Annotated in this window: 16 protein-coding genes; 14 read left to right on the top strand and 2 right to left on the bottom strand. The window is 64.0% G+C overall.

Translation table 11 applies throughout. From position 1 onward, the window contains the following. Positions 1-539 precede the first annotated feature (539 nt). The 9 genes from lnt (at position 540) to B9A15_RS17105 (ending at position 12,443) form a co-directional block, all read left to right on the top strand. On the top strand, positions 540-2,213 hold the full coding sequence (lnt, locus tag B9A15_RS17065; protein ID WP_084411738.1) for an apolipoprotein N-acyltransferase: 1,674 nt from the start codon (positions 540-542) through the stop codon (positions 2,211-2,213). Positions 2,214-2,364: 151 nt separating this feature from the next. Next, positions 2,365-2,790 (top strand): helix-turn-helix domain-containing protein, encoded by a 426-nt coding sequence (locus tag B9A15_RS17070; protein ID WP_084411739.1) that lies wholly within the window; start codon positions 2,365-2,367, stop codon positions 2,788-2,790. A 334-nt stretch (positions 2,791-3,124) separates the two neighbouring features. Next, a complete protein-coding gene (gene metK / locus B9A15_RS17075; protein WP_084411740.1) occupies positions 3,125-4,393 on the top strand; it encodes a methionine adenosyltransferase in 1,269 nt (422 codons plus the stop codon). A gap of 99 nt (positions 4,394-4,492) precedes the next feature. After that, positions 4,493-5,194, top strand: coding sequence for a tRNA (guanine(46)-N(7))-methyltransferase TrmB (gene trmB, locus B9A15_RS17080; protein ID WP_084411741.1), 702 nt, complete (start codon positions 4,493-4,495; stop codon positions 5,192-5,194). A 245-nt stretch (positions 5,195-5,439) separates the two neighbouring features. Then, positions 5,440-6,084 carry a ribosome maturation factor RimP gene (gene rimP / locus B9A15_RS17085; RefSeq protein ID WP_084411742.1) on the top strand — a complete coding sequence of 215 codons (645 nt, stop codon included), beginning with the start codon at positions 5,440-5,442 and terminating at the stop codon, positions 6,082-6,084. Between the two features lie 121 nt (positions 6,085-6,205). Continuing rightward, positions 6,206-7,816 carry a transcription termination factor NusA gene (gene nusA, locus B9A15_RS17090; RefSeq protein ID WP_084411743.1) on the top strand — a complete coding sequence of 537 codons (1,611 nt, stop codon included), beginning with the start codon at positions 6,206-6,208 and terminating at the stop codon, positions 7,814-7,816. A gap of 26 nt (positions 7,817-7,842) precedes the next feature. Beyond that, positions 7,843-8,538, top strand: coding sequence for an RNA-binding protein (locus B9A15_RS17095; protein ID WP_084411813.1), 696 nt, complete (start codon positions 7,843-7,845; stop codon positions 8,536-8,538). Between the two features lie 90 nt (positions 8,539-8,628). After that, positions 8,629-11,883 carry a translation initiation factor IF-2 gene (infB, locus tag B9A15_RS17100; protein ID WP_084411744.1) on the top strand — a complete coding sequence of 1,085 codons (3,255 nt, stop codon included), beginning with the start codon at positions 8,629-8,631 and terminating at the stop codon, positions 11,881-11,883. 347 nt (positions 11,884-12,230) lie between these two features. After that, positions 12,231-12,443, top strand: a complete 213-nt coding sequence (locus B9A15_RS17105; protein ID WP_139798456.1) for a hypothetical protein — start codon at positions 12,231-12,233, stop codon at positions 12,441-12,443. A gap of 141 nt (positions 12,444-12,584) precedes the next feature. On the opposite strand, the gene B9A15_RS17110 is transcribed toward B9A15_RS17105, so the two are convergent. Then, on the bottom strand, positions 12,585-13,241 hold the full coding sequence (locus B9A15_RS17110; protein ID WP_084411746.1) for a dual specificity protein phosphatase family protein: 657 nt from the start codon (positions 13,239-13,241) through the stop codon (positions 12,585-12,587). 358 nt (positions 13,242-13,599) lie between these two features. On the opposite strand from B9A15_RS17110, the gene modA reads away from it, so the two are divergent. The 4 genes from modA to B9A15_RS17130 all read left to right on the top strand — a co-directional run bounded on the left by modA (position 13,600) and on the right by B9A15_RS17130 (position 16,615). After that, positions 13,600-14,373, top strand: a complete 774-nt coding sequence (gene modA / locus B9A15_RS17115) for a molybdate ABC transporter substrate-binding protein (protein ID WP_084411814.1) — start codon at positions 13,600-13,602, stop codon at positions 14,371-14,373. A gap of 6 nt (positions 14,374-14,379) precedes the next feature. After that, positions 14,380-15,066 (top strand): molybdate ABC transporter permease subunit, encoded by a 687-nt coding sequence (modB, locus tag B9A15_RS17120; protein WP_084411747.1) that lies wholly within the window; start codon positions 14,380-14,382, stop codon positions 15,064-15,066. Continuing rightward, complete coding sequence (gene modC, locus B9A15_RS17125; protein ID WP_084411748.1) at positions 15,063-16,187, top strand: molybdenum ABC transporter ATP-binding protein; 1,125 nt, start codon at positions 15,063-15,065, stop codon at positions 16,185-16,187. The genes modB and modC overlap by 4 nt, the downstream gene beginning before the upstream one ends. 65 nt (positions 16,188-16,252) lie before the next feature. Next, positions 16,253-16,615: a winged helix-turn-helix domain-containing protein gene (locus tag B9A15_RS17130; protein ID WP_084411749.1), complete on the top strand. Its 363-nt coding sequence runs from the start codon at positions 16,253-16,255 to the stop codon at positions 16,613-16,615. 53 nt (positions 16,616-16,668) lie between these two features. Here B9A15_RS17130 and B9A15_RS17135 read toward each other — a convergent pair whose 3' ends face one another. Further along, complete coding sequence (locus B9A15_RS17135) at positions 16,669-16,911, bottom strand: excalibur calcium-binding domain-containing protein (RefSeq protein ID WP_139798457.1); 243 nt, start codon at positions 16,909-16,911, stop codon at positions 16,669-16,671. A gap of 296 nt (positions 16,912-17,207) precedes the next feature. Between B9A15_RS17135 and guaB the strand changes: the two genes are divergently transcribed. Next, a complete protein-coding gene (gene guaB, locus B9A15_RS17140) occupies positions 17,208-18,710 on the top strand; it encodes an IMP dehydrogenase (RefSeq protein WP_084411750.1) in 1,503 nt (500 codons plus the stop codon). The last annotated feature ends 146 nt before the right edge of the window (positions 18,711-18,856 follow it).

Below are 18,856 nucleotides of genomic sequence, written 5' to 3' on the forward strand. Positions count from 1 at the left end.
GAAAGTCGCAATCATCGCCGTCGCCAGAAAGCTTCTCACCGTCCTCAACGCCATGCAGAGAGACAAAAAGGCCTTCGCATGAACACAGTTGCCATGCCGTCACCATCCGAAGCGGTATTCCAGTCGAGGAAGACCAAGATAGAAAACCGCAATCGTTTGGGACTTTGAAGTGCGTGCGAGGCATGGGTCCCCGGCCTTGACGGGCCGAGGATGACGACCGGTTTCAACGCTTCGACCAATCGTCAGCCGTTTCCATATGCCGTAGTAGGACTCGAGCGTGATGCCGAAAGCTTGCATGACTTTTCGTATCACGGCTTCTGACAAACATCCGGTTAGAGTGAGCATGAGGACCAATCCTGTCGCGTTTCACTCTAACCGCGTTTTCGTCTTGCTCGCCTTCAGGGCTCGTCATGGCAGGCTTCGCGTCAGTGCCTTGTGCTTGAACGGAGCCCGCTCTATCGCGCATCACCCGATGGCGATGAGTCGCCGCAGGGTTCGCGGCAAAATGCAATGCGGCGAGGGATGAAGGCGTGAAGACGATGGGCAGCGCGGAGCGGGGACACAGCGCGGGACGGGGCGCTCGGCGGACGTCCCTGTTCGAGGCGCTGGCCGGGCGCATCATGCTGGCCAGCGGCTGGCGCCGAGCGCTTCTGGCGGCTCTTTCCGGCGCCATCGCGACCCTCGGCTTGCCGCCCTTCGACATTCCCCTTGCCGGCTTCATCGCCTTTCCGGTTCTCGTTTGGCTCCTCGATGGGCTGGGCCGCGATCCGGGGGCAGGCGCGCTCAAGCGTTTCGCCGCGCCCTTCGCCATCGGCTGGACCTTCGGCTTCGGCTATTTCGTCGCTGGCCTGTGGTGGCTGGGCGCCGCGCTTCTCGTCGATGCAGGGAGCTTCGCCTGGTTCCTGCCCTTTGCCGTTCTTGGCCTCCCGGCGATTTTGGCGATCTTTTTCGGACTGGCAGCCGCGCTCGCGCGTCTCGTCTGGTCCGACAGCGCCTGGCGCATTCTGGGGCTCGCCAGCGCCTTCGCTTTAGCGGAATGGGGGCGCGGCTTCGTCCTGACCGGCTTTCCCTGGAACGAGATTGGCCTCATCGCGCTCAGCCATCCGGTTTTGGTCCAGTCTGTCAGTCTCATGGGGCTTCAAGGGATCACGCTGCTTGCCGTTCTGATCTTTTCGACCCCCGCGATCCTTTCGGATCGGCGCGGACGATGGCCGGTCGCGGCGCTGGCGCTCGCCCTCGTCGTCGGCCAGATCGGCTATGGGATCTGGCGTCTTGACGCCCATCCACCGAGCGCGAGCGAGACTGTCGCCATCCGCATCGTGCAGCCCAATATCCGCCAGAGCCTCAAATGGAACGCGCAAGAGGCCGAGCGCAATTTCGAGAAGCTTCTTGAGCTTACGGCCATGCGCCCCGCTCCCGGCGAGGACGTCGTGGACAGCGAGACTCCGGCAGATGACCGCCGGACGCTGATCGTCTGGCCCGAGACCGCCTTTCCCTTCGTCCTGACCGATAGGCCGGACGCCCTCAACCGTCTGGCCGACACGCTCCAGCCGGGCGAGACACTGATCGGCGGCGCTGTACGGGTGGAGCGTTCGGAGGCCGACCGAGCGCGTTTCTATAATTCGATCTATGTGATCGACGATCAGGGCACGATCGTCGAGGCGGCCGACAAGCTGCATCTCGTGCCCTTCGGCGAATATCTGCCCTTCCAAGACCTTTTGGAAAGTTGGGGCGTCTCCAATCTCGTCCAGATGCCGGGCGGCTTCTCCGCTGGCGCCTCGCGCCGAGCGGTGGAACTCGCGGGCGCACCCTCTTTCCTCCCCTTGATCTGCTACGAGATCATTTTTCCGGACGAGATCACCCTCGAAGATCCGGCCCCTGGCTTCATCCTGAATGTCACGAACGACGCCTGGTACGGCGAAACGCCTGGCCCCTATCAGCATCTGCGAATGGCGCAAGTGACAGCCGTCGCCCTCGGTCTTCCCCTGATTCGAGCTGCCAATACGGGCATTTCCGTTGTCGACGACGCCCTTGGGCGCGAGCGCTCGGGCCTTGGCCTCGGCGCGACCGGAACGATCGATCTCGCCCTGCCGACCGAGACCATCGACACTCCCTATCGGCGCCACGGCGCGCTGCTTTTTTGGGGGCTTTGGTGCGTCTTCACTCTCCTTTCTGTGGTTTTTCGGCTAGATTTGCGCCCTCGGATCGATTGACAGTTCTGTTGAGCGGAGCCTACGCCGATAGAGGACCGCCGTTTGGCGCGCATGGATGGATCCCCGTGTTCCCGCCAGCCGGTTGCTCGTCGAGCCAGCCGGGTCTTTGAGGTCTCGGGCTTTGTAAGCAGCGCATTCGGAAGGGCGAGCGATGCAGGTGAACAAGAAGAAGCCGAATCCGATCGACACCCATGTCGGTTCGCGTGTCCGGCTTCGGCGCACGATGCTTGGCCTCAGCCAGGAAAAGCTCGGCGAGGCGCTCGGGATCACCTTCCAGCAGGTCCAGAAATACGAAAAGGGATCGAACCGGATCGGCGCCAGCCGGCTGCAACGCATCTCCGAAGTCCTGAACGTGCCGGTGTCCTTCTTCTTCGAGGATGCCCCCTCCAGCGGCCAGCCGACGCCGGGCTTCGCCGAATCCTCCGGCGGCGACTATGTCGTCGACTTCCTGTCCTCGTCGGAAGGCCTTCAGTTGAACCGGGCCTTCGTCAAGATCTCTGATCCCAAGGTTCGCCGCCGCGTAGTCGAATTGGTGCGCAGCCTTGCCGAAGAGGAAGAGGCGGGCGACGAGGGGTGAGGCTGCCGCCCGCCTGCGTTACCGGTTTCCATTTCAAGGCTTTTTCATCACACCGACAGACAGGCGCCGTCGTCACCTTGACGACGGCGACGTTATCGCCTTCAAGGCACCTCACTTGACGATGGGGCCGCTGCTGGCGGCGTCCGACAGCGGTTTCGTCTTTCAAAGGAACCGTGTTGGGACCAGGCGAAGCCCTCTCGTCCTGAAGTCCGGGCCATTTCCAAGGACCCGTCCGGACTTCGGTCTGAAGGCATCCGATGGATCGCATCGCCGGCATGGATTTCCAGCCCGCAGCGGGGGCGATCTGCTCAACCGCAAGGGAGCATATACGAATATGGCGCATGCCAATTACGTCTTCACGAGCGAAAGCGTCTCGGAAGGTCATCCGGACAAGGTCTGCGATCGGATTTCGGACGAGATCGTCGATCTCGTCTATCGCGAGGCCCGCAAGGCCGGCGTCGATCCCTGGTCGGTGCGCGTGGCCTGCGAGACCCTGGCGACGACGAACCGCGTCGTGATCGCCGGCGAGGTTCGCCTGCCGCCTTCGCTGATGAAGCAGGACACCAAGTCCGACAAGATGGTGGTCAATGCGGGCCGTATCCGCTCGGCCGCGCGCCGCGCCATTCGCGATATCGGCTATGAGCAGGACGGCTTCCATTGGAAGACTGCCAAGATCGACGTCCTGCTTCATTCCCAATCCGCCGACATCGCGCAAGGGGTCGACAAGGCCCATGAGGTGCGTGACCAGGACGGGGTGAACGAGATCGCCGAAGGCGCGGGCGACCAGGGCATCATGTTCGGTTTCGCCTGCCGCGAGACGCCGGAATTGATGCCGGCGCCGATCTATTACGCCCACAAGATCCTCGAGACTCTGTCGACGGCCCGCAAGGCGGGCGAGGGCGATGTGGCAAAGCTCGGCCCCGATGCCAAGAGCCAGGTCTCAATCCGCTATGAGAACGGCGTGCCGGTCGAGGCAACATCGATCGTCCTGTCCACCCAGCATGTGGACGAGAGCTGGGATTCGAAGAAGGTCCGCGAGGTCGTCGAGCCCTATATCCGCGAAGCCATGGGCGATCTTCCGATTGCCGACGATTGCGTCTGGTACATCAACCCGACCGGCAAGTTCGTCATCGGCGGACCGGATGGCGACGCGGGTCTGACGGGACGCAAGATCATTGTCGACACCTATGGCGGCGCGGCGCCCCACGGCGGCGGTGCCTTCTCCGGCAAGGATACGACCAAGGTCGATCGCTCGGCCGCCTATATGGCCCGCTATCTCGCCAAGAATGTCGTCGCCGCCAAGCTGGCCGATCGCTGCACGATCCAGCTGGCCTACGCGATCGGCGTCGCCCAGCCGGTCGCTGTCTATGTCGATCTCGACGGGACCGGCGCCGACGTCACCGAAAGCGAGATTGAAAAGGCGATTCGTGCGACCGTCGATTTGTCGCCGACCGGCATTCGCCGCCATCTCGACCTCAACAAGCCGATCTATGGCAAGACGGCCGCCTATGGGCATTTCGGCCGTAAGCCGGGCCGCGACGGCTCCTTCTCCTGGGAAAAGACCGATCTCGTCGCCAAGCTGAAAGCCGCTCTCAAGGGCTGATCGAGCGGCACCCCTTTTCGACACTTTGCACGCCGGGCCTTTCAGGGTCCGGCGTCGCCTTTTCCGCCACCGGCTTTTCGCATTCTCGAAGGTCTCGTCATGACCGAGCACGACCATCCGACCCGCCAGAGGGAGGCCTTTTTCGGCCGGCTGAAAGGACCGCGCCTGCGCGATCGCCAGCAGAGCCTCGTCGACGAGCTTCTGCCCAGGCTAACCGTCGATCTCTCAAACCCCGCCCCGGACGATCTGAGCGCTCTCTTCGATGGGCGGGTCGATGGCGTGCGTCTCGAAATCGGCTTTGGCGGCGGAGAGCATCTCCACCACGAATCGGGCCGCCATCCGAATATGGGCTTCATCGGTGTCGAGCCGTTCCTGAACGGCATGGCGAAGATGCTGGTCGCGCTGGACGAAGCGCCGCGGCCCAATCTGCGTCTCTTTGACGACGACGCGACGCTCCTTCTCGACTGGCTGCCCGAGGCGAGCCTGTCCGGCATCGACCTGTTCTATCCCGATCCCTGGCCGAAGAAGCGCCATTTCAAGCGCCGCTTCGTTAATCAACGCAATCTCGACCGTTTTGCCCGGGTCTTGAAGCCGGGGGCGCCCTTTCGCTTTGCCTCCGACATCGACACCTATCTGAATTGGACGCTTCTTCATTGCCGCGACCATGCCGATTTCGAATGGCCGGCGAGCGGGCCGGACGATTGGCATCTGCCTTACGAGGGCTGGCCGGGAACGCGTTATGAAGCGAAGGCCAAGAGGGAAGGGCGCCGGCCTGCCTATCTGACGTTCCGACGCCGTTGATCGGCGCGTCGTCGAGATTGCCCAATCGGGATCGTTTTCCAGTTCCTGCGTGGCCACTTGTGCTCTGAGAGGCGCGAGTCATGGCTTGAATTGGGAAGCAAGACGGCGTATATCGACATCATCTTCTCAACGATGGTTTTCGTGAGAGTGGGTCCCCAAAGGTCCCGCTCTTTTTTGTTTGCGACGACCATTTCGTGAGAGCGTCATCGATAGCGGGCCGCAAGTGGCCCACATAAAACGAACGGGTGAGCGTCATCGCAACGAGCGAGCGGATCGTCAAAGAGCAGGGACTGGAGGCGAAAGTCGCCGAGATCATCGAGCCGGCGATCGAGCAGATCGGCTATCGGCTGGTCCGCGTCAGGATCTCCGGCATGAACGGCATGACCCTTCAGATCATGGCCGAGCGACCGGACGGTACCATGACGGTCGAGGGATGCGAGGAAGTTTCGCGCGCCATCTCGCCGGTCCTCGATGTGGAAGACCCGATCGACAAGGCCTATCACCTGGAAGTCTCGTCGCCCGGCATCGACCGGCCGCTCGTGCGCCATTCCGATTTTGAGACCTGGGCCGGCTTCCTCATGAAGCTCGAGACCTCCCGCCTCGTAGGTGAGCGCAAGCGCTTTCGCGGTAAGGTCGTCAAGGTCGAACCCAATCAGATCACGATCGATCGCGATCAGCCGGCCTATGGCGAGCCGGCTTCGGCCGTCATCCCCCTCGATGCCATTGCCGAGGCCCGGCTCATTCTCACCGACGAATTGATCGAAGCCTCGCTCAAGGCCGACAAGGCGCGGCGCAAGGCGCTCGCCGCCGAAGGTGCGTCGGATGAAGACGAGAGCGATGACGAGGCCGCGACGGCCGACGATCGAACGGGCGCAAGCCGCCCCCATTGAACACGTCGCTTTGCGGCTTGGATCGCCCCGAACCGGGCGGGCCGCAGACGACAAACGCATTTCGAGAAAGCGGACGCCCCGTCACGAGACAAGGGAGCGGACCCGATCGGAGGACAAACCCATGGCAGTCAGTGCGAATAGGCTGGAGCTTCTGCAGATCGCCGACGCCGTCGCGCGCGAGAAGACGATCGATCGCGAGATCGTCATCGAGGCGATGGCCGATGCGATTCAGAAGGCGGCCCGCAGCCGCTACGGCCAGGAGACCAATATTCGCTGCGACATCAACACCAAGACCGGTGAGATGAAGCTGCAGCGCCTGCTCGAGGTCGTCGAGCATGTGGAGGATCCGGCCCGCCAGATCTATCTGGAGCTCGCTCGCGACAAGAACCCCGACGCCGAGCCGGGCGACTTCATCGCCGAGCAGCTGCCGCCGATGGATTTCGGCCGAATCGCCGCACAGTCAGCCAAGCAGGTCATCGTGCAGAAGGTGCGCGAGGCCGAGCGCGATCGCCAATATGACGAGTTCAAGGACCGGGTCGGCGAGATCATCAATGGCGCGGTCAAGCGCGTGGAATATGGCAATGTGATCGTCGATCTCGGCCGCGGCGAGGCGATCATCCGCCGCGACGAGCAGATCCCGCGCGAGCTCTTCCGTCCTGGCGACCGCGTCCGCGCCTATGTCTATGACGTGCGCCGCGAGCCGCGTGGGCCGCAGATCTTCCTGTCGCGCACCCATCCCCAGTTCATGGCCAAGCTCTTCCAGATGGAAGTGCCGGAAATCTATGACGGGGTCATCACCATCAAGGCGGTCGCCCGCGATCCGGGCTCGCGCGCCAAGATCGCCGTCATCTCCTCCGACTCGTCCGTCGATCCGGTCGGCGCCTGCGTCGGTATGCGCGGTTCGCGCGTTCAGGCGGTGGTCGGTGAGCTCCAGGGCGAGAAGATCGACATCATTCCCTGGTCGCCTGATGCGGCCTCCTTCATCGTCAACGCGCTTCAGCCGGCGGAAGTCGCCAAGGTCGTGCTCGACGAGGATGCCGAGCGCATCGAAGTCGTGGTGCCGGACGATCAGCTGTCGCTCGCCATCGGTCGGCGCGGCCAGAATGTGCGCCTCGCCTCGCAGCTGACCGGCTGGGATATCGACATCCTGACGGAGGAGGAGGAGTCCCAGCGCCGTCAGAAGGAATTCACCGAGCGCTCCGACATTTTCATGCAGGCGCTCAATGTCGACGAGATGGTCGGCCAGCTTCTCGCCTCGGAAGGCTTTGCGAGCGTTGAAGAAGTTGCCTATGTTGATGCCGACGAGGTGTCGTCGATCGAAGGCTTCGACGAGGACACCGCGGCCGAAATTCAGGAGCGTGCCCGCGAATATCTCGATCGGCGCGAAGCTGAATTCGACGCTAAGCGCGTGTCCCTCGGCGTATCGGACGATCTGCGCGAGATTGCGGGGCTAACGACGCCGATGCTGGTGGCGTTGGGCGAGGATGGCGTGAAGTCGCTGGACGATTTCGCCGGTTGCGCCGTCGACGATCTGGTTGGCTGGACCGAGCGCAAGAATGGCGAGACCCAGCGATTCGAGGGAGCTCTGTCGGGCTTCGACGTAAGCCGAGCCGATGCCGAGCAGATGATTTTGTCCGCCCGTCTGAAGGCCGGCTGGATCGAAGAAGAGCCGCCGGTCGAAGACGAGGTCGAGAGTGACGGTGAGGGTGAGACCGAACCGATGGACGCCTGACCGTGCCCCGGCACGTAAAGGCGATCATGGGCGAAGGCCCTGGCCGGACCGAAGAGGAATGGGAGAATGACGGAGCGGAGGTGAACGACCGCAGCTGTATCGTCAGCCGGGAGCGGATGGACCCGGAACGGCTCATCCGCTTCGTCCGGGGGCCGGACGGCACTGTGGTTCCCGATCTGAAGCGTCGTCTTCCGGGCCGGGGAGCGCATGTGCGGCTCGACCGGCGGGCGGTGGACGAGGCGATGAAGCGTCGCCTGTTCGCGAGAGCCTTTCGGGCGGAGGTGACGGGCCCGGCCGATCTGGGGGGGCTGGTCGACGAGCTCCTCGCCAAGGCCGCCCTCGGTGCTCTCGGCTTGGCGCGTAAAGCGGGGCAGGTGGCGACCGGTTCGTCCAAGGTCGAGGCCTCGGTGCGGCAAGGAAAGGGGCTTCTCGTTCTCCACGCCAAAGAGGCGGCCGAGGACGGCAGGCGTAAGATTGCAGCGGCGCGCACGGTCGCCGCTGCGGAAGGATTTAACGTTCCTGCCATCGATCCATTCTCCGGAGCGGAAATGGATTTGGCACTGGGTGGGGGGAATGTGATACATGCGGCGATCCTTGCCGGGGATGCAGGCTCGTTCGCTGTCAGGCGCCTTTCGGCGCTCATCGAATACAGGGGCGAGAGCTCCGGGCAGGATTTGGCGAGCGCCGAGGAGGCGCTGATGCGAGGTCCCGCGATGAAATAGGCAAACGATCGGGAACGCGCCGATGGCGACGCGATTTCCCCGGAACGAACGAGCACGGCAAAGCGACCCGTGCAGGAAGCGGAAACGTAGATGAGTGATACCAAGTCCGGCGACGACAAGACGCTGAGCGTGAACAACAAGAAGACGCTGTCCCTGAAGCGGAGCGGCGTCGAGCAGTCCACGGTCAAGCAGAATTTCTCGCATGGGCGCACGAAGGCCGTCGTGGTGGAAACCAAGAAGCGACGGATTTCGAAGCCCGAGGACCGCGAGGCTTCTCCGCAGGTGGCTGCGGGGCTGAAGCCGCGCGTCCAGCCGCCTGCGCCGGGAACGGCCGCGCGCGGCGTCACGCCGCCACCGCCTCCGCCGCAAAATTCCGGAAAGCCGCGCCCGATCGAATTTTCCAAGAAGGCCGAGCAGACCGAGGCGGCAGCGCCTACGGCGCAAGCTGCCGAGGTGAGCGAAGCGGCCGCGCCAGCGGTTGAAGCGCAGCAGGCACCTTCGACGCCGCCGGCCGCCGAAGCCCCGGCACCCGTTGCCGAGACGCCGAAGGAGGCCGTTGCCGAGGCGAAGGCGCCCGAGCCCAAGCCCGAGGCTGCGAAGCCGGCTGTCGCAGAGACCCCGGCAGCGCCGGCTGGCGAAGCTCCGAGCGCTTCGGAGACGCGCGCCGAACCCAAGCCTGCCTCGCCCACTCCGGCGGCGACCTCCCAGGCTTCCGCGCCCGCCAAGCCTGCGGCTCCCGCCCAGCCCCAGACACCCGCCCGCAGCGAGCGTCCGGCCCAGCAGGACCGCCAGAATCAGCCCTCAGGCCCCAATCGCGGTGGCGCGCCGGCCGGTCGCTACGGCAATCAGCCCCAGCGTGGACGCGACGATCGTCGCGATGGCCGCGACGGCCAGGGCCAGCGTGGCAACAATCGTCCGGGTGGTCCCGGCGGCCGTGACGATCGCCGGGGTGGTTCCGGCGGTGGCCAGCAGCCGGGCGGTCGCCAGCCCCGTGGCGCCGTTCTTTCCGATCTGTCTTCGCGTGAGATGGATGCCCGTCGCCGGGCGCTCGAAATCGCCAAGCAGCGCGAAGTCGAGGCTCGCCGCGTCTTCCAGGAGGAAGAGGCACGCCGAGCCGCCGACGACGAGCGCCGCCAGCGCGAGCGCGCGGAGGCGGAGAAGCGTGCGGCCGAAGAGGCCGAGCGTATCGCTCGTGAGGCCGAGGAGAAGCAGAAGGCCGAAGCCGAGGCCAAGCGTCGTGCAGCCGCCAAGCCCACCGCTCGTGGCGGTGCCGCAGCCGCGCCGGCCGCTCCGGTCTCACCCGCCGACGCCGAAGCGGCTCTGGCCCGTGGCATCCGTCCCGACGCCCGCCGCAAGGCTGGCGACGACGAGGACGAGAGCAGCCGCAACCGGGTGCGCAAGGGTGCGAAGGCTCCGGCCGAAGCGCCTCGCGCGACCAAGGGCGCGGGGGATCGCCGCCGTGGCAAGCTGACCCTCGACAAGGCGCTTTCGGGCGACGAGGGCGGTCGCAGCCGGTCCCTGTCCTCGATCCGCCGCCGTCAGGAGAAGTTCAAACGCTCGCAGCAGAGTCAGCCGCGAGAGAAGATTGTCCGCGAAGTGATACTGCCAGAGACCATCACGATCCAAGAGCTCGCCAACCGTATGTCGGAGCGCGCGGTGGACGTCATCAAGTTCCTCATGAAGGAGGGACAGATGATGAAGCCGGGCGACATCATCGAGGCCGATCTCGCCGAGCTCATCGCTTCGGAATTCGGTCATACGGTGAACCGTGTCGCCGAGTCCGACGTCGAGGAAGGCATCTTCGGCGTTCAGGACAACCCGGAAAATCTCACGGGACGTCCGCCGGTCGTCACGATCATGGGCCATGTCGACCACGGCAAGACCTCGCTTCTCGATGCGATCCGCAAGACCAAGGTCGTCTCGGGCGAGGCCGGTGGCATCACCCAGCATATCGGCGCCTATCAGGTGGAGCAGAACGGGCAGAAGATCTCGTTCATCGATACGCCGGGCCACGCCGCCTTCACCGCCATGCGTGCCCGTGGCGCCCAGGCTACGGACATCGCCGTCCTGGTGGTCGCGGCCGACGACAGCGTGATGCCGCAGACGATCGAGTCCATCAATCACGCCAAGGCGGCGGGTGTGCCGATCATCGTGGCGATCAACAAGATCGACAAGCCGGACGCCAATGCGGACAAGGTTCGTCAGGGCCTTCTGCAGCACGAGGTCTTCGTCGAGACCATGGGCGGCGAGGTGCTCGACGTCGAGGTGTCGGCCAAGACCGGTCTCGGTCTCGACAAGCTCCTCGAGGCGATCCTGCTGCAGTCCGAAATTCTCGACCTGAAGGCCGATCCGAGCCGCACCGCCGAAGGCGTCGTCATCGAGGCGCAGCTCGACAAGGGCCGCGGTCCGGTCGCGACCGTTCTGGTCCAGACCGGTACGCTAAAGCAGGGCGACATCGTGGTGGCCGGCGACGAATGGGGCCGCGTGCGCGCCCTCGTCAACGACCAGGGCGCTCAGCTCAAGGAGGCTCCGCCGTCCATGCCGGTGGAAATCCTCGGCATGCAGGGCACCCCGGCTGCCGGCGATCGCTTCGCCGTCGTCGAGAACGAGGCCAAGGCCCGCGAGATCTCCGAATATCGCCAGCGTCTCGCCCGCGAGAAGCAGGTGGCGAAGTCGGCCGGTCAGCGTGGCTCGCTCGAGCAGATGATGTCGCAGCTGCAGGATACGGGTCTCAAGTCCTTCCCGCTGCTCATCAAGGGCGACGTTCAGGGCTCGATCGAGGCGATCGACGGGGCTCTGGAGGCGCTCGGAACCGACGAGGTGCGGGCTAATATCGTCCATTCGGGCGCTGGTGCGATCACCGAATCGGACGTCTCGCTCGCGGCCGCCTCGAATGCGGCGATCATCGGCTTCAACGTGCGTGCCAACAAGCAGGCTCGTGAAGCGGCCGACCGCGAGGGCATCGAGATCCGCTACTACAACGTCATCTACGATCTCGTCGACGACGTGAAGGATGCGATGTCCGGCTTGTTGTCGCCCGAGCGGCGCGAGACCTTCATCGGCAATGCCGAGATCCGCGAGGTCTTCAACATTACCAAGGTCGGCAAGGTCGCTGGCTGTCTCGTCACCGAAGGCGAAGTCGAGCGTGGGGCCGGTGTGCGCCTCATCCGCGACAACGTCGTCATCCACGAGGGCACCCTCAAGACGCTCAAGCGCTTCAAGGACGAGGTGTCGAAGGTCATCAGCGGCCAGGAATGCGGCATGGCGTTCGAGCGCTACGAAGATATTCGCCAGGGCGACATCATCGAGTGCTTCCGCGTCGAGCATGTCGCGCGGACCCTCTGACGCTTCGGGAATTCGAAGCGCTATCCGTTGAGATTGGCGGGCGGGCTTTTTAGAGCCCGCCCGTTTTCGTCTGCGTCGTCGGTAGTCGTTTGCGAAATCTCGATATCGCCGAGTGTCTGAAAAATCAGCGTGCCATGATATCTTGCCCGTCCTAGTGGGAATCGATCACAAATATGTTGCCTCAGGCTTCGTTGAGCGCCATCTTCTCTGTCGCTTCAGCCTCACGCCGATGGACGGGACCGGCATGAGATTGGCAGGAGTTTGACTGTCGCACCGGATCGTCGAGCGCGTCGCGCTCGACGAACTAGCTTTGTGATTAGCGGCTGCGGGGCCGGAGGGTAACGGATATGAAGAAGGGGTTGGGCACGGCGATCGACGCGGTCGAAGAGCGCGTCGAGAACATTTGCGGCTTCCTGCACGATCTCGACAAGGGCGAACCGGTCGACGCCGAAGCCTTGCGCGATGCGGTGCATGACTGTGCGAATGTCACCCAGTCCATGCGGAGCTTGAAGCGCTTGGCGGACCGGATGGATAACAACTCCGCGCCTCAGCCCGAATGATAGGGTCTCCGACTGATCCAGTCGGTCTCCGTATCAAAGCCCGCGCGGCGGTACAGCGGCCTCAATAATCCGTATCGCGAGGCGATCAGATGGGTTTCGTATGAGCCGACAACCGGTCGATCTTTGCGATGTCGTCGCCCTTTACTGGCTAGCGAGAACGATCGCCGGGTCGTGGTCTTCGTGCGGCGAAGTTGGCTGCTCGAACGGGTGGGTTTCTTCTCGCCGGCGCCGCTCCGTATGCCGCTGCCAGTCGTCGGCGAAGCGCTCGAAGGCCAGGCCCATGGCGCGGGTTTCGCTGCCGAGCCAGGGAAAATGCCCGTAGCGGAAGGACAGTTGTGCTTCCGCCTCGTCGCGATCGAGGCCCTCGACTACATACCGATAGATTGCGGAGGCAAGGCCCGAGCGATCCGCGCCCGCTTTGCAATGGACGAGGATGGGGCGCGGCGCTTCCATCATCACATAAGCGAGGCTGCGCAATTCTTCCTCTGATGGGATTTGGGTTGCCGACAAAGGCAGGCCGATGAAATCGACATGGAGGTCCTGAAGAACTCCGCGTTCGGCGGAAAGCCATTCGCTGCCTTCGCCCGACCTGAGATTGATGACGGTCTTGATGCCCGTTTCTTCGATGAGCGCGCGTAGCTTCTTCGGGGACAAGGTCCCCGAGCGATAGAGATCCGGGCTGACTTCATGGATGTTTCCGGTCGCCTGAAGATAGGCGGCATAGCCAATCACCGGCGCGGCAATCGCCGCCACCCCGATCCAAAAGCCGACCGTAAGCCGGCCAATCCAACGCAACATGCCACCCTCGCTATCAGACCTTCGCGTTTGAAAGTCTCATAGGGCAGGTCGATCTCGTTCATGCGTCAGCGAGATGACGATTGGGTGTCGCGATATCGAATTGAAACCACACGGCATCCGCTCGATCGGATCGAGAGTTTTTCCAAAGCCGGGCGCGACTTGGGTCGCGGTCCAAGAGCAAAGGCTGCGGAAGCCGCCAATCATCCAAGCGCGGGGCGATTGAGTCCTTTCGGCAATTGACGGTCGGCAAAAGCGGGTTACCTATATTTGCTCGAATATAACGGTCCTTTGGCGCGAAGGACCAGATCGAGGGTTCAGGATGTCGCCTGTCATCACGTCGTTTCGCCGGGCTGCTCCGATGTCTCGGTCCTTGGCCGGCACTCTCTTTGCGGCGATTGTCGGGGGGCTGCTCCTTGCGCCGCCCATCAAGGCAGCCAATGCCGGCGAAACCCATGTGGCGCTCGCGGCGAATTTCACGGATGCGGCGAAGGAGATCGCGGAAAGCTTCGCGGAGACGACCGGCCATCAGGCCGTGCTGAGCTTCGGATCCACCGGACAGCTCTACAACCAGATCGCTCAAGGGGCGCCCTTCGACGTGTTTCTGGCGGCCGATGCGGAGCGCCCCGCCCGTGCGATCGCGGAGGGCTATGGCGTGCCGGGCTCCGCCTTTACCTACGCCATCGGTCGGATTGTGTTGTGGAGCCCCGATGCAGCGATGGTGAAGGGCGCGGAGACCCTTCGCGGGGGCGATTTCGACAAGCTGGCGATCGCCAATCCTGAAACGGCGCCCTATGGCAAGGCGGCGATCGAGACGCTTCAGGCCCTCGGTGTTTACGAGGCCCTTCGTGGCAAACTCGTCCAAGGCAACAACATCGCCCAAACCTTTCAATTCGTCGAGACCCGCAATGCCGAGCTCGGCTTCGTCGCTCTGTCGCAACTGATGGGAATGCAGAACGGCTCTCGCTGGCTCGTGCCCCAGGATCTCTACCAGCCGATCCTCCAAGATGCGGTTCTCCTCTCGAGCGCGGAAGGAAACGAGGCGGCCAAAGCCTTCGTCGATTTCCTGAAAGGGCCGGAGGCGCGCGCGATCATCGAGGCCTATGGATATGGCACCGAAGCGAGCGTGAACTGATCGCCCATGGTGCCCTTCACCGACGAAATCGGGATGGCAATCCGCCTGACCATCGAGCTTGCGGCACTGACGACGATCATCCTCCTCGTCCTCGGCACGCCGCTCGCCTGGTGGCTCGCTCGATCGAAAGCCCGGTGGAAGGAGGTAATCGCGGCGATCGTCGCCTTGCCGATCGTCCTGCCGCCAACGGTGCTCGGCTTCTATCTTCTGGTGGCGCTCGGCCCCGATGGGCTCGGCGGGGTCCTGTCCGCCTTCGGCGGCGCCCGCACGCTTGCCTTCACCTTCGAGGGGCTGGTCATCGGCTCCGTCATCTATTCGCTGCCCTTCGTGGTCCAGCCGATCCGCAACGCCTTCGAGGCGATGGGGGAGCGGCCGATGGAGGTGGCGGCCACCTTGCGGGCCTCGCCGATGGAGGCCTTCTGGCGTGTGGCGATCCCGCTGGCGCGACCGGGCTTTTTGACCGGCGCCGTCCTCGGCTTTGCCCATACGGTCGGCGAGTTCGGCGTCGTTCTCATGATCGGCGGCAACATTCCCGGCGAGACCAAGGTGCTCTCGGTGGCGATCTACGATTTCGTCGAGACGCTGAGATGGCGGGAGGCCAATATTCTCGCGGCAGGCATGGTCGTCTTCGCCTTTCTGGTCATTCTCGCGATGATGCTTCTGGAGCGTCGCATGCGCCAGGTGGCGCCATGAAGCCGGAGGACGAACTCTCAGGCGAGGATGCCGGCGCGATCGACATCGCCTTTTCCGGGCGTCTCGGAACCTTCGATCTCGACATCGCCTTTCGGGCGCCCGGGAAGGGCGTAACCGCCCTGTTCGGGCCCTCCGGCTGCGGCAAGACGAGCGTGCTTCGATCCGTGGCGGGGCTTCAGAGGCTCGCTGGCCACTGCCGGCTCGGCGCCTCGATCTGGCAGGATGAAACGCGATATCTGCCCACCCATCGCCGGCCGATCGGCTATGTCTTCCAGGAGGCGAGCCTCTTTCCCCATCTATCGGTGCGCGGCAATCTGCTCTTTGCCTCCAAAGGCAAGGCGCCGCGCGAGGGCGAGGCGTTGCGGCGCTTCGAGGAAGCGGTCGAGCTTTTGGGACTCACCGCGCTTTTGTCTCGCGCGCCGGACACTCTGTCGGGCGGTGAGCGCCAGCGCGTCGCCATCGGCCGGGCGCTTCTGTCCGATCCGCGGCTTCTTCTCATGGACGAGCCCTTGTCGGCGCTCGACAAGGAGACGCGCGAGGACATTCTGCCCTATCTCGAACGCCTTCACGAAACCCTGGCGATCCCGGTCCTCTACGTCACCCATGACATGGCCGAAGTTGAGCGGCTCGCCGATCATCTCGTGCTTCTGGAAAAGGGCCGCGTGCGCGCAAGCGGGCCGCTGAGCGCGCTTCAGGCCGATCCCGATCTGCCGATCGCGCGCAGCCGCGATGCCGCCGTGAGCCTTGCGGGAATCGTCTGCGGCTTCGATGCCGATTATGGCTTGATGGAGCTCGACGTCGCGGGCGCGTGCTTCATCCTTCCCGATCCTAAGGGCCACGATCTCGCCGATCCCGTTCGCATCCGGGTCGCGGCCGGCGATGTCAGCCTGTGCCGGGAGGTCCCCGGTGCCACCTCCATCTTGAACATCCTGCCGGTCACGATCGTGATGGCGAGAGCGATCAATGAGCGCGAAATGCTGGTGCAGCTCGCTTTGGGCCACGGGGACGAGAAGGCGCGGCTTTTGTCGCGACTGACGCGCAAGAGCTGGGACAATCTCGACCTGACGGAGGGCGGGCCTTGCTACGCCCAGATCAAGAGTGCGGCTCTCGCCCGCCAGTGAATAAGTGGAGAGCGGGGGGCCAGGCGAGCGTTGATGTTTTCTCAATATAACGGAAGGAGGCGGATATGGCCAGGCTGAGCCTGCGCGTCGATCTCGAACCCGGCGGACGGATCGGGCCGGGCAAGATCGCGCTGCTCGAGACGATTGCCGCCTTCGGCTCGATCTCGGCGGGCGCGAGGGCGATGCAGATGTCCTATAAGCGCGCCTGGGATCTGGTGGAGGAGATGAATGCGCTTTTCGGCCGGCCCGTGGTCGCGGCCAAGACCGGCGGGCGACGCGGCGGGGGCGCCGAGCTGACGCCGCTCGGCCTGTCCCTCGTCACGCGATACCGCGCGATCGAGACAGCCGCGCTCGCTGCCGCCAAGCCGCAGATCGAGGCGCTCGAGGCCGAACTCGGCGATGGCCCGAAATCGACCGCATGCAATTGAAGATTGATTTTCGGATCGCGCTGGAGCCCTGGCGAGGCGGGGTCGATCGGGGCTTAGCGCTGACAACCGATCTCGTTCATGATCGCCACCACCGCCGAGCGCGACTTGCAGACATTCTCGCAGGGAATGCCGTCATGATCCCGGTCTGCGCCGGGGTGGCGCCCTTCACACCAGGCGATCACGGCTTGTCGGCAGGTCGAGTAGCTCTTGCAGGAGGCGGCCACCGCCGGACTGCTCGCTGCCATCGTGGTAAGGATGAGCGCCGCGTAAACAAAGCGACTATGCGCCAAAGTCATTCTGATTCCATTCAATAAGTCATTTTTACGAATATACAACTTTCGCGTTTAGCCATCGAAAAGCAAGTCGAATGTCCGGTGCTGGCAAAAGGGGCGACGGCAGGCGGTTCTGACCCGGTGGCGCGGCCATGCGTGATTGCCAAGACGGTCCGGCATTCGCTCGCCAGGCGCTGCTCGACGTCACTTCATCTCGTCGTCGATCTTCCAAACGTCACGATGGCGTGCTAGCAGCCCTTGCCATCCTTTTTCGCGCTGCGGCAAAGCTCCGCCGCGCCTCATGTTCCGGAAGGACTGGCATGGCCCGCATCATCGAAACCGCGACGGGAGCAATGGCTCTCACCTTTGACGACGTCCTGCTGCAGCCGGGCCATTCGGAGGTCATGCCCGGCCAGACGGATGTTCGAACGAAGATCACGCGAGAGATCGCGCTCACCATTCCGATCCTGTCTGCCGCCATGGACACGGTCACCGAATCGCGCCTCGCCATCGCCGTCGCCCAGGCCGGCGGCATCGGCGTCATCCACCGCAATCTGACCCCGATCGAACAGGCCGAAGAGGTTCGTCAGGTCAAGAAGTTCGAAAGCGGCATGGTGGTCAATCCGGTGACGATCGGCCCCGATGCGACTCTGGGTGACGCCCGCGCGCTGATGGCGATGCATGGCATTTCCGGCATTCCCGTCGTCGCCAATGGCGGGGTGGGCGGCCAGACGCGCGGCAAGCTGGTCGGCATCCTCACCAATCGCGACGTCCGCTTTGCCTCCGAGGACAGTCAACCGATCCACGAGCTGATGACCAAGGACAATCTTGTGACCGTGCGCGAGACGGTCTCTCAGGAAGAGGCCAAGCGCCTTCTCCACAGCCATCGCATCGAGAAGCTGCTCGTCACCGACGAGAATGGCCATTGCATCGGCCTCATCACGGTCAAGGATATCGAAAAGTCCCAGCTCAACCCCCATGCGGCCAAGGACGGGCAGGGCCGGCTTCTGGCGGCGGCCGCCACCAGCGTCGGCGAGGATGGCTTCGAGCGCGCCGAGCGGTTGATCGACGCCGGTATCGACCTCCTCGTGATCGACACCGCCCATGGCCACTCCCAGCGCGTTCTGGACGCCGTCGCCCGCGTGAAGAAGCAGTCCAACCGGGTGCAGATCATCGCCGGCAATGTGGCGACACCCGCCGCGGTGAAGGCGCTGATCGATGCGGGCGCCGACGGCGTGAAGGTGGGCATCGGGCCGGGCTCGATCTGCACCACCCGCGTCGTCGCCGGCGTCGGCATGCCCCAGCTTTCCGCTGTCATGGGCGCGGCGGAGGAAGCCTCCAAGCACGGCGTGCCGGTGATTGCCGATGGCGGCATCAAATTCTCCGGCGATCTTGCCAAGGCGCTCGCGGCCGGTGCGTCCGGCGCGATGATCGGCTCCCTGCTTGCCGGCACCGACGAAAGCCCCGGCGAGGTCTATCTCCATCAGGGCCGCTCCTACAAAGCCTATCGCGGCATGGGCTCGGTCGGCGCCATGGCGCGCGGCTCGGCGGATCGCTATTTCCAGGCGGAGGTGCGCGATACGCTGAAGCTGGTGCCCGAGGGCATTGAGGGTCAGGTCGCCTATAAGGGGCCGGTCTCTGGCGTGCTTCACCAGCTCGTCGGCGGCTTGCGCGCTGCCATGGGCTATGTGGGCGCGAAAGACCTTCCCGAATTCCAGCGCAAGGCGGAATTCGTCCGCATTTCCAATGCGGGTCTGCGCGAGAGCCATGCCCATGACGTGACGATCACGCGCGAAAGCCCAAATTATCCGATGGCTGGATAATACCAGCGGACATATGAAAGCATCGCTTTCGAATGTTCGCTGGTAGCCCGAGCGGCGTTTGAGCCCCTTGCCGGGCGTGGATTGACCCAACGGGTCAATTCATTCGTCCGGCTGTAAAAGCAACTCGACGGCCGCTTCAGGCCTTG

The sequence above is a fragment of the Fulvimarina manganoxydans genome, assembly GCF_900176465.1.
In the GTDB taxonomy this organism is placed as follows: Bacteria; Pseudomonadota; Alphaproteobacteria; order Rhizobiales; family Rhizobiaceae; genus Fulvimarina; species Fulvimarina manganoxydans.

Coding starts and splice junctions, on each gene's coding strand:
- modC (WP_084411748.1), top strand. CDS start 15,063: ATGAAGCCGGAGGACGAACTCTCAGGCGAGGATGCCGGCGCGATCGAC.
- nusA (WP_084411743.1), top strand. CDS start 6,206: ATGGCAGTCAGTGCGAATAGGCTGGAGCTTCTGCAGATCGCCGACGCC.
- B9A15_RS17135 (WP_139798457.1), bottom strand. CDS start 16,911: ATGACTTTGGCGCATAGTCGCTTTGTTTACGCGGCGCTCATCCTTACC.
- metK (WP_084411740.1), top strand. CDS start 3,125: ATGGCGCATGCCAATTACGTCTTCACGAGCGAAAGCGTCTCGGAAGGT.
- B9A15_RS17130 (WP_084411749.1), top strand. CDS start 16,253: ATGGCCAGGCTGAGCCTGCGCGTCGATCTCGAACCCGGCGGACGGATC.
- guaB (WP_084411750.1), top strand. CDS start 17,208: ATGGCCCGCATCATCGAAACCGCGACGGGAGCAATGGCTCTCACCTTT.
- infB (WP_084411744.1), top strand. CDS start 8,629: ATGAGTGATACCAAGTCCGGCGACGACAAGACGCTGAGCGTGAACAAC.
- modA (WP_084411814.1), top strand. CDS start 13,600: ATGTCTCGGTCCTTGGCCGGCACTCTCTTTGCGGCGATTGTCGGGGGG.
- modB (WP_084411747.1), top strand. CDS start 14,380: ATGGTGCCCTTCACCGACGAAATCGGGATGGCAATCCGCCTGACCATC.
- B9A15_RS17110 (WP_084411746.1), bottom strand. CDS start 13,241: ATGTTGCGTTGGATTGGCCGGCTTACGGTCGGCTTTTGGATCGGGGTG.
- lnt (WP_084411738.1), top strand. CDS start 540: ATGGGCAGCGCGGAGCGGGGACACAGCGCGGGACGGGGCGCTCGGCGG.
- B9A15_RS17070 (WP_084411739.1), top strand. CDS start 2,365: ATGCAGGTGAACAAGAAGAAGCCGAATCCGATCGACACCCATGTCGGT.
- trmB (WP_084411741.1), top strand. CDS start 4,493: ATGACCGAGCACGACCATCCGACCCGCCAGAGGGAGGCCTTTTTCGGC.
- B9A15_RS17105 (WP_139798456.1), top strand. CDS start 12,231: ATGAAGAAGGGGTTGGGCACGGCGATCGACGCGGTCGAAGAGCGCGTC.
- B9A15_RS17095 (WP_084411813.1), top strand. CDS start 7,843: ATGGGCGAAGGCCCTGGCCGGACCGAAGAGGAATGGGAGAATGACGGA.